The 13,823-nt window shown below is 72.7% G+C and carries 13 protein-coding genes; 8 read left to right on the plus strand and 5 right to left on the minus strand.

The window, feature by feature from the left end:
* Nucleotides 1–513: 513 nt before the first annotated feature.
* Entirely contained in the window at nt 514–1,389 is an 876-nt protein-coding gene (locus ACFVYN_RS05460) for a hypothetical protein (RefSeq protein WP_389992858.1), read from the minus strand.
* Between the two features lie 285 nt (nt 1,390–1,674).
* Here ACFVYN_RS05460 and ACFVYN_RS05465 point away from each other — a divergent pair, with 285 nt between their 5' ends.
* Nucleotides 1,675–3,756 carry a SpoIIE family protein phosphatase gene (locus ACFVYN_RS05465; RefSeq protein WP_389992861.1) on the plus strand — a complete coding sequence of 694 codons (2,082 nt, stop codon included), beginning with the start codon at nt 1,675–1,677 and terminating at the stop codon, nt 3,754–3,756.
* 43 nt (nt 3,757–3,799) lie between these two features.
* Here ACFVYN_RS05465 and ACFVYN_RS05470 read toward each other — a convergent pair whose 3' ends face one another.
* A complete protein-coding gene (locus tag ACFVYN_RS05470; protein ID WP_389992864.1) occupies nt 3,800–5,050 on the minus strand; it encodes an MFS transporter in 1,251 nt (416 codons plus the stop codon).
* Between the two features lie 131 nt (nt 5,051–5,181).
* On the opposite strand from ACFVYN_RS05470, the gene ACFVYN_RS05475 reads away from it, so the two are divergent.
* Nucleotides 5,182–6,108, plus strand: coding sequence for a LysR family transcriptional regulator (locus ACFVYN_RS05475; RefSeq protein ID WP_389992867.1), 927 nt, complete (start codon nt 5,182–5,184; stop codon nt 6,106–6,108).
* On the opposite strand, the gene ACFVYN_RS05480 is transcribed toward ACFVYN_RS05475, so the two are convergent.
* Nucleotides 6,105–6,899, minus strand: a complete 795-nt coding sequence (locus tag ACFVYN_RS05480; RefSeq protein WP_389992870.1) for a putative protein N(5)-glutamine methyltransferase — start codon at nt 6,897–6,899, stop codon at nt 6,105–6,107. The genes ACFVYN_RS05475 and ACFVYN_RS05480 overlap by 4 nt on opposite strands.
* A 262-nt stretch (nt 6,900–7,161) precedes the next feature.
* Between ACFVYN_RS05480 and ACFVYN_RS05485 the strand changes: the two genes are divergently transcribed.
* Complete coding sequence (locus ACFVYN_RS05485; protein WP_389993349.1) at nt 7,162–7,563, plus strand: MarR family winged helix-turn-helix transcriptional regulator; 402 nt, start codon at nt 7,162–7,164, stop codon at nt 7,561–7,563.
* Here the strand turns inward: ACFVYN_RS05485 and ACFVYN_RS05490 are convergent.
* Together ACFVYN_RS05490 and ACFVYN_RS05495 are read right to left on the minus strand one after the other, a co-directional pair.
* On the minus strand, nt 7,560–8,270 hold the full coding sequence (locus ACFVYN_RS05490) for a GNAT family N-acetyltransferase (RefSeq protein ID WP_389992873.1): 711 nt from the start codon (nt 8,268–8,270) through the stop codon (nt 7,560–7,562). The two genes, ACFVYN_RS05485 and ACFVYN_RS05490, sit on opposite strands and share 4 nt — an antisense overlap.
* The gene (locus tag ACFVYN_RS05495) at nt 8,267–9,184 is read right to left on the minus strand and encodes an NADP-dependent oxidoreductase (RefSeq protein ID WP_389993352.1); all 918 of its coding nucleotides are present in this window, start codon (nt 9,182–9,184) and stop codon (nt 8,267–8,269) included. The genes ACFVYN_RS05490 and ACFVYN_RS05495 overlap by 4 nt, the downstream gene beginning before the upstream one ends.
* A 168-nt stretch (nt 9,185–9,352) precedes the next feature.
* Here ACFVYN_RS05495 and ACFVYN_RS05500 point away from each other — a divergent pair, with 168 nt between their 5' ends.
* The 5 genes from ACFVYN_RS05500 (at nt 9,353) to ACFVYN_RS05520 (ending at nt 13,760) form a co-directional block, all read left to right on the plus strand.
* Nucleotides 9,353–9,958, plus strand: a complete 606-nt coding sequence (locus ACFVYN_RS05500; protein WP_389992876.1) for a sulfite oxidase-like oxidoreductase — start codon at nt 9,353–9,355, stop codon at nt 9,956–9,958.
* Nucleotides 9,951–10,721: a ferredoxin reductase gene (locus ACFVYN_RS05505; protein WP_389992878.1), complete on the plus strand. Its 771-nt coding sequence runs from the start codon at nt 9,951–9,953 to the stop codon at nt 10,719–10,721. Before ACFVYN_RS05500 ends, ACFVYN_RS05505 begins: the two co-directional genes overlap by 8 nt.
* A 117-nt stretch (nt 10,722–10,838) precedes the next feature.
* On the plus strand, nt 10,839–11,423 hold the full coding sequence (locus ACFVYN_RS05510; RefSeq protein ID WP_389992880.1) for a DUF3592 domain-containing protein: 585 nt from the start codon (nt 10,839–10,841) through the stop codon (nt 11,421–11,423).
* A 101-nt stretch (nt 11,424–11,524) separates the two neighbouring features.
* The gene (locus tag ACFVYN_RS05515; protein WP_389992883.1) at nt 11,525–12,493 is read left to right on the plus strand and encodes an acetylxylan esterase; all 969 of its coding nucleotides are present in this window, start codon (nt 11,525–11,527) and stop codon (nt 12,491–12,493) included.
* Between the two features lie 100 nt (nt 12,494–12,593).
* Nucleotides 12,594–13,760: a serine hydrolase domain-containing protein gene (locus tag ACFVYN_RS05520; protein ID WP_389992885.1), complete on the plus strand. Its 1,167-nt coding sequence runs from the start codon at nt 12,594–12,596 to the stop codon at nt 13,758–13,760.
* Nucleotides 13,761–13,823 lie beyond the last annotated feature (63 nt).

The following is a 13,823-nucleotide window of genomic DNA, read 5'->3' on the forward strand; positions in this document are numbered from 1 at the left end:
CCCCAGCCACACCATCGGCCGCGACTCATGAAGCTGCTGCGGCGCCTCGTCCGCACCCCGGTCCGACTCGAAACACGCGGCCAGCGTGTCGAAGACGATCCGCGCGTCCTCCGCGCTGCCTCCGCTGATCTCCAGGGAGACGGACTCCTCGTGCGCTTGCTCACGATCCATCGTGGTCGCTCCTCTCGTGGCGATGACCAGAACGCCGGGTTCCCCGCGAGCCGCGCCACATCCCCGGATAAGCACCACCTTTCCCGGATCACTACCGGCGGCGGTCTCCAGCATCGTGGGGGGCCGGTACGGATCGGGGACGGCGAGCATGACAGCGAGACGGTCGGCAGGCCGACCCGGCCGACCCGGCCGCCGAGGCCGCCGAGGCGGGCGAGGCGGGCGAGGAACGCGGCGGCCAGGAAGGCGCCGGGGTGGTCGCGCCACCGTCGTATCCGGCCGCTGGGCCCCGCCAGCGGGGCCGGCCCTCATTTCGAGGAGGACCGGCACCCGCCCGTCAGAGGCTCAGCTCCTGGTGAAGCGGTACGTCTTGCTGTCTGTCAGCACACAGAAGCCGGGCGAGACGACGATCACCCGCAAAGTTCCGCTCCGGCGGTCGTAGTCGATGCCCTCCGCCTCGAACTCGCCCGAGCAGGAGCTGCGGAGGGGCAGCTGGCGCAGCGCCGTGACATGCCCGGAGACGTTCGCCGAGCCGGTCGGGGCGGCGGACAGGTCGATCTGCAGGAGCGGCTTGGTGTAGCCGAAGAGCGTGCCCGCGGGGTCGTCGGAGGAGCACAGCAGCTGGGTGGCGCTCAGGAAGTCGCAGCCCTGTACGTCCCGGACGGCGTGGTCGAGGGTGACGGTGGCCGCCTGCGGAAGGTTCGCCGAGGGCGAGGTGCTCGCGTTGACTCCGGGTGTGGGGAAGACCAGGAAGCGGGTCATGGTGCCCCACTCACCGGACAGCGTCCACTGTCCGTCGGGCGAGATCGCGACCCAGGAGTTGTTGAGCGCCTCACCGGGGCTGAGCGAGTGGACGTACTCGGACCAGGTGCCGTCGGGCGCCTGCACCCGGAACATCTTCGCGGTGCCCGAGTCGGCCTGGTAGGGCTCGATGTAGTGGCCGTCGTAGGAGGCGTCCGGGTCGCCCACGTGGTTCCAGCCGCGGCTGGAGACGCCGATGGGGATGGTGCCGATGCCGGTGTAGCGGTTGGCGGATCCGGCGGGGACCTCGACCGAGGTGAGGCCCTGGCTCTCGGTGAGCGGGTCGGCCCGGTCGGCACCGGTCTCGGTCCAGGTGTCGGCGGCGGAGGCCGGCGGTGCGGCGGCCAGGAGGGCCGTCGCGGTGAGGGTGACGAGGGCGGCGAGGAGCGCGTGACAACGCTGTCCGGCGCGCAGGGGCATGAAGGACTCCTGGGGCTCCTGGGGCGGGGGTGCGGTCGGTCGGCGGACAGTCTGACGTGCCCACGGCAGTCATGTACATACCAATCGAGCAGTCATGTACAGACTGATCGAACGAATGAGCGGCCTTCGTCACCCCGGCGCACTTCACCGGACGCGCGCCCTCGTGTTGAGGGATGGTGGAAGAACACGACCGCGTGGTCACGGAGACGGTTGAACGCGGTAGAACAAGGGGAGTCGGCACGGGGGTACGGCGTGCCGCGAGGACGGTCTAAGGCGGTTCGTGCAATGGGTGCAGCCGGAATACCCGCGTCAGAGGGCGGAGACCCGCCGCGCGGGGCGGTACGGCGGAGCGGGCTGCTCGACGAGTTGGGCATGGCCTCGGTGGTGCTGGACGCCCAGGGCCGCATCGTGCTGTGGAGCCCGCAGGCCGAGGAGCTGTTCGGCTACACCGCGCAGGAGGCGCTGGGGCAGTACGCGGCCCATCTGATGATCCACGAGCAGCACGCCGACCTGGTGGTCAAGCTGTTCGCCGACGTCATGGAGACCGGCCAGAGCTGGGCCGGCGCGTTCCCCATCCGGCGCAAGGACGGCTCCACCAAGCTGGTGGAGTTCCGCAACATGCGGCTGCTGGACGACCACGGTGACGTCTACGCGCTCGGGCTGTGCGCCGACCAGTCGACCGTGCGCCGCCTGGAGCGGGACGTGGCGCTGTCCACCCGGATGGTCTCCCAGTCCCCGATCGGACTGGCCGTGCTGGACACCGAGCTGCGGTACGTCTCGGTGAACCCTGCTCTGGAGCAGCTGAACGGTGTGCCGGCCGAGGACCACGTCGGGCGGAAGATCGGCGAGGTGCTGCCGCAGCTGGACGTGGCCGCGTTCGAGGCCGCCGCCCGCGAGGTGCTGCGGACCGGCAAGCCGCTGGTCGACCAGCACACGATCGGCCGTACACCCGCGGACCCCGACACGGACCACGCCTGGTCGGTCTCGCTGTACCGCCTTGAGGACGCGCTGGGGACCGTCCTGGGCGTGGCGGGCTCGGTCCTGGACGTCACCGAGCAGCACCTGGCGACCGTGGAGGCCGAGACCGCCCGGCGCCGGCTCGCGCTCGTCGCCGACGCCTCCGCCCGCATCGGCACCACCCTCGACCTGGACCGCACCGCCCGGGAGCTGGCCGACGTGGCCGTGCCGGAGCTCGCGGACGTGGCGGCCGTGGACCTGCTGGAGGCGGTGGTGCAGGGCAGACCGAGCACCCTGCGGCCCACCGAACCCGCCGTGATGCGTCCGCTGGCCGTCGAGGCGGCCGGTGCCCCGGACGCCCTGGCCGCGGCCGATCCGCCCGGACAGGTCGTCCGGTACGCCCCCGAGCGCCTGGTCACCGAGTGCGTCCGCACGGGGAGCCCGGTCCTGGTGGCGCAGGTCGGGCCCGAGGACCTCGCCCGCATCGCCCGTTCACCCGAGGCGGCCGCACAGCTGGCCAGGGCCGGACTGCACTCCTATCTGGCGGTGCCGCTGATCGCGCGCGGCGAGGTGCTCGGCGCCCTCGACCTCAAGCGCGTCCGCAATCCGGAGCCGTTCGGCGAGGACGACGTGCTGCTGGCGCGGGAGCTGGCGGCCCGCGCGGCGGTGCAGATCGACAATGCCCGCTGGTACCAGGACGCCCGCAACACCGCTCTCACCCTCCAGCGCAGCCTGCTGCCCAGCCACCCCTCCGTGACCGGCGGCCTGGAGGTCGCCTCCCGCTACCAGCCCGCGGGCGCCACCGCCGAGGTCGGCGGCGACTGGTTCGACGTGATCCCGCTGGACGAGGGCAAGACCGCGCTGGTCGTGGGCGATGTGATGGGCAGCGGCATCAACGCCGCCGCGACGATGGGGCGGCTGCGCACCGCGACCAACACCCTGGCCTCCCTCGACCTCGACCCGGCCAGGCTCCTCGAACACCTCGACCGGATCACCCAGGAGCTGGACCACTCCATCGCCACGTGCGTGTACGCCGTGCACGATCCGCGGGTCGGGCAGTGCCGCATCGCCAACGCCGGGCATCTGCCTCCGGTACGGCTGCGCCCCGGCCGCCCGCCGGAACTGCTCGAACTCCCGACGGGGGCGCCGCTGGGCGTGGGCGGTGTCGCCTTCTCCACGACCACCGTCGACCTCGCGCCGGGTGACCGGCTCGTGCTGTACACGGACGGTCTCGTCGAGACCCGCCAGCACCCGCTCGACGAGCGCCTGGACGCGCTCCTGGACCTGCTCGACACCCCCGACGGCCCGCTGGAGGAGATCTGCGACCTGCTGCTGCGCACCCTGCACCAGCCGGACAACTCCGACGACGTGGCCCTGCTGATCGCACGGGTGCAGACACCTGGGGCGTGACACCGTCGACTCGCACACCGGGGGGTGCACGGGGCGCCCGGCGTCACGGGGACCCGGCGGAGGACGGCAGGGCGTCCTGACTCGCGTCGGGTGCGGCGGCCGGTCGCCGGGGCAGCAGGAGCGGGGTGGCCAGCAGCAGGAGACCGGCGAGCGCGATCGCCTCACGGGTTCCGGTGAGCGTTGCCAGCAGGCCCCACAGGGCGGTCAGGGCCGCGGTGGTCAGTTTGCCCGTCACCGACCAGGCGGAGAGGGTGCGCACCACCCGGTCCGTCGGTGTCATCCTCAGCCGGTGGGTGGAGAACACCGGGTTGAAGACGGCGCAGGAGGTGATCACCCCGAGCTCGACGGCCATCACGAGCAGCAGCCCGCCCGTACCGGGTCCGACGAAGGCCAGGCCGAGGGCCCAGCACGCGCGCAGGATGCCCGAGGTGATCAGGACGCGGTCCTGTCCGAACCGGGTGACCAGGGGGCGCGCCATCCGTGAGCCGAGCAGGCCGCCGAGGCAGGGCACCGAGAAGGCGAGGGCGTACTGCCAGGGCGCGAAGCCCAGCGGGCCCAGCATGAGGACGGTCAGCAGCGGCACCGGCACCATGATCAGGGCGTTGACGAGGACCGTGTTGAAGAACAGGGGGCGCAGGACGGGGCTGGCGAGGATGTGCCGCCAGCCCTCCAGGAGGGACCCCTTCCCCGCCCCGGCGGTGGGCACGGGCCGTGGCTCGCCGCCGCCGATGGCGCGGATCCCCAACGCCGACAGCAGGTAGCTGACGGCGTCGGCCAGCAGGGTCGTCACAGGACCGAAGAGCCCGATGGCGGCCCCGCCGAGGGGAGGCCCGATCACGATGCTGGACCAGTTCGTGGCCTCGAACCGGGCGTTGGCGATCAACAGGTCGTCCGGGCCGACCAGGGACTTGAGGAAGGCCCCGGAGGCGGCGCCGAAGGTGATGTCGGCCGCCGCCACGACCACCGACACGGCCAGGAGCTGGACGTAGCCGAGCACACCGAGCGCGTACGCGGCGGGAACGCTGAGGAGGGCCGCGAAGCGCACGAGGTCCATCGCGACCATCACCGGCCTCTTGCGGCGGAACTCCACCCAGGGCCCGAGCGGCACGGCCACCGCGGCCCCGACCGCGAGCCCCGAGGCCGCCAGCGCGGACACCGCGGCGGGGCCGGCGTGCAGCACCAGGACGGCGATCAGGGGAAAGGCACCGAACGACAGCGAGGTGCCGAACGCACTGACCGCGTAGGCCGCCCACAGCCACCCGAACCGCCGCCCCAGCGACCGTCTCCCACCCACGCCCAACCCCCTCGCCGACAACCTCACGTTGACCGACGCCATCCAACCGAGTGCCGGGCCTGCCGATCAAACAACCAGCGCACCTACCGACCACAACCCGTGGTTGTGCAGTGACGGCCTAGGCTCGTGGCATGGATCTCGACGCCGTACGCACCTTCGTCGCCGTGGCGGACGCGGGGCGGTTCCAGGAGGCCGCCGACCGGCTGGCGGTCACCCAGCAGGCCGTGTCGAAGCGGGTCGCCGCGCTGGAGAAGGACCTCGGGGCGCGGTTGTTCACCCGTACCCCGCGCGGCGCGCGGCTGACCATCGACGGACAGGCGTTCCTGCCGCACGCCCGCGAACTGCTCCGGGTCGCGGAACGGGCGGCCGCTTCGGTACGGCCGGGCAGCCGGGCCCTGCGCGTCGACGTGATCGGCCGTCGGCTCGCCCCGGCGGAGCTGCTGCGCGCCTTCCACCGCGCGCACCCCGGTGTCGAACTGGACGTCGTCACCCTCTTCGACGCTGACGCGGCCCTCGCCGCCCTCCGGTCCGGCACGATCGACGCCACGTTCCGCGCCGTCCCGCACTCCGCGGGGCAGTCGACCGATGGCATCGAGTCCGTGCGGGTCTACGACGAACCGGTCCAACTGCTCACCGGCCCCGGCCACGCGTTCGCGGGAGCCCGCTCGGTGGAACTCCCCCGGCTGGCCGGGCACCGCATCTGGATGCCCGGCCTGGTCACCGGAACCGAGTGGGGCACCTACTACGACGACCTCGCCGCCGCCTTCGGCCTGACCATCGAGGTCACCGGCCCCGACTTCGGCACCGACCCCCTTCTCGACACCATCGCCGACTCCCCCGCCCTGGCGACCCTGGTCGGCGAGCTGACCCGTCTGGTCTGGCTGTCCGACCAGGACCTGCGCCGCATCCCGGTCCACGGGCCCACCCCGGTCTACCCCCACTCCCTGCTCTGGCGCGCCGACAACCCGCACCCGGCGCTCGCCGCCCTCCGGGCGCACCTGCACGCGACGCGGCCCGAACCGCCGAGCGCGGGGACATGGGCCCCGAGCTGGGCCTAAGCCGCCCTGGTGCCGATCACGACATGGGCGTAGAGCTCCTCCGAGACCGCCAGGCGGGGTGTCAGGCCGCTGCGGGTGAAGGCGTCGAGGGCGGCGTCGGCCTGGCGTTCGCTGGTCTCGACGAGGAGGCAGCCGCCGGGGGCGAGCCACCGAGGGGCCTCGGCCGCGACCCGGCGCAGGACGTCCAGGCCGTCCGTGCCGCCGTCGAGGGCGACCAGGGGCTCGTGGTCACGGGCCTCGGTGGGCAGGAGAGCGACCTCGTCGGTGGGGACGTAGGGCACGTTGGCCGCGAGGATGTCGATACGGCCGCGCAGCTCGGCGGGGAGGGCCTGGAAGAGGTCGCCGGTGTGGACCCGGCCGCCCGCGTCGGCGGTGTTGCGGCGGGCGCAGTCCACCGCGGCCGGGTCGATGTCGGCGGCGTGCAGCTCGACCGGGCCCAGGGCGACGGCGAGCGCGGCGCCGACCGCACCCGAGCCGCAGCACAGGTCCACGACGACCGAGGCGTCCGGCACCCGGGCGAGGGCCTGGTCGACGAGGAACTCGGTGCGCCGGCGCGGCACGAAGACGCCGGGAGCCACGGTGACGCGCAGTCCCCGGAACTCGGCCCAGCCGACGACGAGTTCGAGGGGGTGGCCGATGACCCGGCGGTCGACCATGTCGGCCAGTTCGGCCGGGGTACGGGCGGCGGCGAGGATCAGCCGGGCCTCGTCCTCGGCGAAGACACAGCCCGCGGTGCGCAGGGCGGCGACGACGGAGTCGGCGGAGGTGAAACGGGGAGACAGTGAAGGCATGGAAGCCGGGGGCCTTTCGAGAGCCGAAGGGCGCTCCCGCGGTCACCTGGGCCTAGCGGCGGTGATCCGCGCCGGTTCGAGGAGAGAGCACCCGAGCTGACACAGCGTTGATGGGTCTCACCTCCTCGGTACCTCACGGCTGGGACCGCCCTCAGCCGGAGGGCCACCCTACCCCAGAGCTCACCGAGTTGTACTCTGCAACCAGTACTGCGAGGGAGGTCCAGTGGAAGCAGCAACGACCGTGGAGACGATCCAGCGTGAGATGACGGCCTTCGCGCGACGGGCCCGGGCCTCGGCGGGCCGCCTGCATCCCGAGCTGTCACTGGTGTCGTACACACTCCTCGGGCATCTGGAGGAGCGCGACGGCTGCCGCGCCACCGACCTGGCCGCCCATTACGCCCTGGACAAGTCCACGGTGAGCCGTCAGGTCGCCGCTCTGGAGCGGGCCGGCCTGATCGAGCGGCGCCAGGACCCGGAGGACCACCGGGTCCAGGTGCTGCATCTGACCGCGGCCGGCCGGCGCATCCTGGGCCGGGTCACCGTGAGCCGCCGCGCCGCCGTCGGTGAACGGCTCGCGGAGTGGTCGCAGGAGGACCTGGAGCGGTTCGCCGAGTACCTCGTGCGGTACAACGCCTGGCCCGGTCCGCCCGACGACGGCGGCTAGGAGACCGCCTCCGGCAACCGCTCGGTTGTCCGTGCGGCGAGGAACGCGGTGGTGCGCCGCAGCCGGAAGCCGAGGGCCTCGTAGAGCCGGATGGCCTGGGTGTTCGCGGCGCTGGTGTGCAGGAAGGGCGTCTCACCGCGCTCGCGTATGCCGTGGGCGACGGCGCGGATGAGCCGGGTCGCGAGGCCCTGGCCACGGGCGGCGGGGTCGGTGCAGACCGCGCTGATCTCGGTCCAGCCCGGCGGATGCAGCCGCTCCCCCGCCATCGCGACTAGGGCGCCGTCCCGGCGTATGCCCAGGTAGGTGCCCATCTCGATGGTGCGGGGCAGGAAGGGCCCGGGCTGGGTGCGGGCAATCAGGTCGAGGATCTCGGGCACGTCGGCGGGGCCGAGGCGGACCGCTTCCGGGTCGGGCGCGGCGTCGAGACCCTCGTCGACCAACTGCACGCCCTCGATCTGGAAGGTGATCTCCCAGCCCTCGGGCACCTGGCCCGCGTAGCCCGGCAGCGGCACCTCCACGCCGGCACCCGCGAGCGCCGCGAGGTCGGCCCAGTCGCCGGCGTCGGGCTCGTCGGGCAGGGCGAGCCACGGCGAGACGTCGGTCGGGTAGCGGAGGACCCGGCCGCGCCTCTCGGCGAAGTGGGCGTGCGGGCCGGTCAGGGAGGCGAGGGCCGGGTTGTCGAGGACGTGCCGTGCGCCGGCGCTCATCGGGTGACCTCGATGACCGTCTTGCCGCGGGCGTGGCCTTCCTCGACCGTGCGCAGCGCGTCGCCCGCCCGGTCGAGGGGAAACGTCTCGGTGATGTGCGGGTCCAGGTCCCGCTTGACCACGAGCCGGGCGACCTCCTCCAGTACGGCCGCGTTGCGGGCCCGCGCCACTCGCGCGCCGCCCAGCCGCCGCACCTCCTCCTCCGGGGCGCCGGCGGTGATCAGCTTCGTGCGGTCGGTGAGCAACTCGGCGGCCTCGGCGAGCACCTGACCGCCCACCAGGTCGTAGACGGCGTCCGGTGCGCTCGCCCGGGCCCGCTCGGCCCATCCGGGGCCGGAAGCCACGTGGTCGGCACCGAGCGACTCGACGAAGTCCTTCTTGGCGTCGCTCGCGACGCCGACGACCCTCAGACCGAAGGCGCGGGCTATCTGTACGGCCGCGGCGCCGACTCCCCCGCCCGCGCCGGTCACCAACAGCGTGGCGCCCGGGGGCAGGTCGAGCTGGCGGACGCCGTCGTACGCGGTCGCGGCGGCGACGGGCAGGGTGGCGGCCACCGTGTGGGACAGCTCCGCGGGCTTGTGCGCGGCGATGGCGGCCGGCACCAGGGTGTACTCGGTGTAGCCGCCGGTCAGTGCGGTGCCGAAGACCGCGTCCCCGACGGCGAACCCCTCGACGCCGTCCCCGATCTCCTCGACGACACCGGAGACCTCGTTGCCGAACACGACGGGGAAGACCCGATCGTCGCTCTCGCCGGGGCGCCGGTAGCCCGTGCGCTGCTTCCAGTCCACGGGGTTCACGCCCGCCGCGCTGACGGCCACGAGAAGCTGTCCGGGGCCGGGACTCGGCCGGTCCACGTCCACGAACGCCTCGGTCTCCGGTCCGCCGTACCGTGTGAAGACGTACGCCTTGGGCATCTGCTTCCTCACTCTCTCGCACTGTCACCGGGACACCGGCCCGGCACTCCAGCGCCAAGGATCGGCGCGCGGCGGCTATTCCCGGTGCCGCACAGTGTTCATACGGCCGCAACGATAGGGGCACTGACCTGGGGAGGAGCACGCGCGGGGACGGCGTACGGTTGATGCATGAACGTCACCCGAGGCTTCACCGGACGCCCCCGTGTCCAAGGCGGCGGGCTGCCACCCGGCCAGTACGACGCGGGCGACGACTGGCCCGTGCTGTCCGCTGAGGTCACGCCGGACCTGTCGCCGGCCGACTGGACGTTCCGGGTGGACGGGCTGGTCGAACAACCGCACACCTGGGACTGGGACGAGGCGCACACGCTGCCCGTCTCGGCCTACGAGGGTGACATCCACTGCGTGACGAGCTGGTCGAAGTTCGGGGTGCGGTTCGCGGGTGTGTCACTGGACGCGTTCCTGGCTGTGGCGCGGCCACATGGGTCGGCCACCCATGCCGTCGCGTACTCGCACACCGGGTACACCACGAATCTCCCCCTCGCGGACCTGACCGGCGGACGGGCCTGGATCGCGTGGGAGTACGACGGGAAGCCGCTGCCCGCCGAACACGGCGGTCCGGCGCGGCTGCTGGTGCCGCACCTGTACTTCTGGAAGAGCGCCAAGTGGGTCGCGGGGCTGACGCTGCTCGACCACGACGAGCCGGGTTTCTGGGAGCAGAACGGCTATCACGCGCGAGGCAACCCGTGGGAGGAGCAGAGGTACTCCGGTGACTGAGACGCTCTCCTCGCCCGCCTTCGCTCCCGTCACGCGGTTCGCGGTGCCCGGGCGTATCGCGGTCAGCAACCGTGCCGCCTCCGAGTGGCAGACCGCCACGCTCACCGAGGTACGCCGCGAGACCCCCTACGCGTCCACGTTCCGCTTCGCCGTGCCCGGGTGGCAGGGGCAACTGCCCGGCCAGCATCTGCTGCTGCGGCTGACCGCCGAGGACGGCTACACGGCCCAGCGCCACTACTCGATCGCGTCGCCGCCGGAGGACTCCGGGCACATCGAGCTGACTCTGGACCATGTCGAGGGCGGCGAGGTCTCGACCTGGTTCCACACGGTGGCCGCACCCGGTGACGAGGTGGAGGTGCGGGGGCCGCTGAGCGGTTTCTTCGCCTGGCCCGGCGACCGGCCCGCGCTGCTGATCGGGGCCGGTTCCGGGGTCGTACCGCTGATGTCGATGGTGCGCCACCACCGGGCGCGCGGGCTGTCCGTGCCGCTGCGGCTGCTGGTGTCGGCGCGCAGCCCCGAGGAGCTGATCTACGCCCGGGAGCTCGGCGCCGAGACGACCCCCGTGTTCACGCGGAACGCCCCGGACGGGGTGCCCGTGGGACGTATGTCGGCCGCACATGTGGCGCCACTCCTGGCCGAACAGCCCGAAGATGGATGGGAGGCCTATGTGTGCGGTTCCAACGCGTTCGCCGAGCATGCCTCGCGACTGCTGGTGGAGGCCGGTCAGCCGGTGGACCGTATCCGCATCGAACGCTTCGGCTGACGGTCGTGCGCAGGCACACCAGGCGCATATGTGCGCCCCACCACACGTGAACGACGCGAATGGAGGGGTACTACATCTGTAGGCCCACTCGCAGGGGTGCGGGGTGCGGAGGTCGACATGCGAACCCGGGTGCGCGGCTGGCGCTGGCGGCGCAATCCGCTCAGGCGCCGGTCGGACGTCGTCGAGGCGTGGACGGTGCTGGCCGTCGCTGTACTGATGCTGCTGGCCGCGCCGCTGATGGGCGCGGTCGTGGGCTGGTGGGCGCATGACGACGCCCGCGCGGTGGCGGCCGAGCAGCGCTCCGAACGCCATCGGGTCCGTGCGGAGGTCGCCGGCAGGGTCCCGGACTCGCCGCCCACGGTCCAGGGCGGCCGGGAGCGCTCCTACCGGGTGACCGTGCGCTGGACAGAGGCGGGCGGCGCCACGAAGACCGCCACCGCCCGGGTCCCGGCGGGTACCGACCAGGGCGACAAGGTCGACGTGTGGTTCGACTCCCGGGGCCGAAGCGTGCCCGCGCCTCCGGACGAGACCGCGATCTGGCAGCACACCCTGGTGATGGGCGCCTGTGGCGCCGGCGGCACGATCGCCGTGATCCTCCTCGGGCATTCACTCGTCCGCGGCGTGGCGGACCGCCGCCGGCTCGTCGAGTGGGAACGCGACTGGGCTCTCACCGAGCCGCAGTGGACCCGTCGCCGGGCCTGACCGCGTGGGCCCCGGGGCGCCCGCAAAAGCCTGGCGATTCGTCCGACGACACACGTACGGTGTGATCATCCGGCACTGTCCCTTCGCAAAGGCGGTCCTGCATGGCCCTGTTCGACCTCCCCATCGACGAGTTGCGCGAGTACCGCAGCGACTCCACCGAGCCCGAGGACTTCGACGCGTTCTGGTCCAAGACCCTTCAGGAGGCCCGCGAGCACGATCTGGACGCCCGCTTCGAACTCGTCGACACGGGCCTGTCCACGGTGAAGGTGTACGACGTGACGTTCGCCGGGTTCGGCGGCCACCCGGTCAAGGGCTGGTTCACGATCCCCGCCGAGGTCTCCGCGCCGGTCCCGGTGGTCGTGGAGTTCATCGGGTACGGCGGCGGCCGCGGCCTGCCCCACGAGCATCTGCTGTGGGCCTCCACGGGCCGTGCGCACTTCGTGATGGACACCCGCGGTCAGGGCAGCGCCTGGGGCGGCGGCGGTGGCACCGCCGACCCGGTGGCCGGCGCGCCCTCGTACCCCGGGTTCATGACCCGGGGCGTCGACGCCCCCGAGAACTACTACTACCGCCGGGTGTTCACCGACGGTGTGCGTGCGGTGGAGGCGGCCCGTTCGCACCCGCTGACCGACCCGGCGCGCACGGTCGTCCTCGGCGGCAGCCAGGGCGGGGGCATCTCGATCGCCGTCGGCGGCCTGGTCCCGGACCTGGCGGCGGTCGCCCCGGACGTGCCGTTCCTGTGCGACTTCCCGCGCGCGGCGACCCTCACGGACCGTCACCCCTACCGCGAGATCGGCCTCTACCTCAAGACGCACCGCGGCCGCTTCGAGGACGTCCTCGCCACCCTCGCCTACTTCGACGGCGTGCACTTCGCGAGCCGCGCCCGCACCCCGGCGCTCTTCTCTGCGGCCCTCGAGGACCAGACCTGCCCGCCCTCCACCGTCTTCGCGGCCTTCAACGCCTGGGCCCACGACGACAAGACGATCGAGGTCTACGACTTCAACGACCACGAGGGCGGCGGCCCCTACCAGGAGGCGGCGAAGCTGAACTGGCTGCGCTCGTACGTCTGAGTCCTGCCGGGAGCCTTCCCTCCAGCCCGACCAGTCGGTATGTTCTCGGGACCCGGATCGCAGTGTGGCGGTCCGGGCTTCCGGCGACGACGGAGGGTCCATGTCAGAGCCCCGGCCGACTGTCCACGGCCACTGCGACGAGCGCTTCGCGGCTGTGCGGGCGGCGTTCGAGGAGAACTTCCGGGACCGTGCCGAGCTGGGCGCCGCGGTGAGCGTCACGGTCGGCGGCGAGACGGTCGTGGACCTGTGGGGCGGCTGGGCCGACGCGGCCCGCACCCGCCCCTGGGAGCGCGACACGCTGGTCAACGTGTGGTCGACGACGAAGGGCCCGACCGCCCTGTGCGCCCACCTCCTCGCCGACCGGGGCCTGCTCGACTTCGACGCCCCCGTGGCCGCCTACTGGCCGGAGTTCGCCGCCGCGGGCAAGGAGAAGGTCCTCGTACGGCACCTGCTGTCGCACCGGGCCGGCCTTTCCGGACTGCGCGAGCCCCACACCCTCGCCGACCTCTTCGACTGGGAGCTGACGACACAGCGGCTCGCGGCCATGGAGCCCTGGTGGGAGCCGGGCACGGTGTCCGGATACCACGCGTTCACGTACGGTTTCCTGGTCGGGGAGGTCGTCCGGCGGGTCTCGGGGCTGCTGCCGGGCGCCTTCCTCGATCGGGAGGTGACGGGGCCGCTCGGCATCGACTTCACCATCGGCCTGCCGGAGAAGGAGGCCGGGCGGGCCGCCGAGCTGGTGCATCCGCCGGTCACTTCGGCCGGTGAACAGGCCGCGGTCTTCGCCCGGTTGGCGCCCGCAGCGATTGCCGCCCTGACCAACCCCTTGGCGGGCGCCGCGGAGGCGAACACCCCTGAGTGGCGGGCCGCCGAGATCCCCGCCGCGAACGGCCACGGCACCGCCCGGGCCGTCACCGCGCTCTACGGGATCTTCGCGGGCCGCGGTTCCCACGACGGCCACCGCGTCCTGTCCCCCGAGGCCGCCGAACGGGTCCGCGAGAGCCAGGGCAGGTGCCGCGACCTGGTGCTCGGCGCGGGGCTCGACAGCGAGACGGAGCTCGGGCTCGGCCTGTGGCTCAGCGGGCCGAAGGGCTCCTACGGGCCCAATCCCCGGGCCTTCGGTCACGACGGTTTCGGTGGGTCGTGCGGGCTGGCCGATCCGGAGGCGGGGGTCGCACTGGGCTATGTCATGAACCGGATGGGGCCGCACATCGCCGACGATCCACGGAAGACGGCGCTGATCGAGGCGTTGTACAGCGCCCTGTGACAGACGGCAGTCCGCCACCAGGGCAACCGCTGCGACCTCTGCAACCTCTGCAACCTCTGCGAC

Origin of the sequence: Streptomyces sp. NPDC058307 (assembly GCF_042880295.1) — a bacterium.
Classification (GTDB): domain Bacteria; phylum Actinomycetota; class Actinomycetes; order Streptomycetales; family Streptomycetaceae; genus Streptomyces.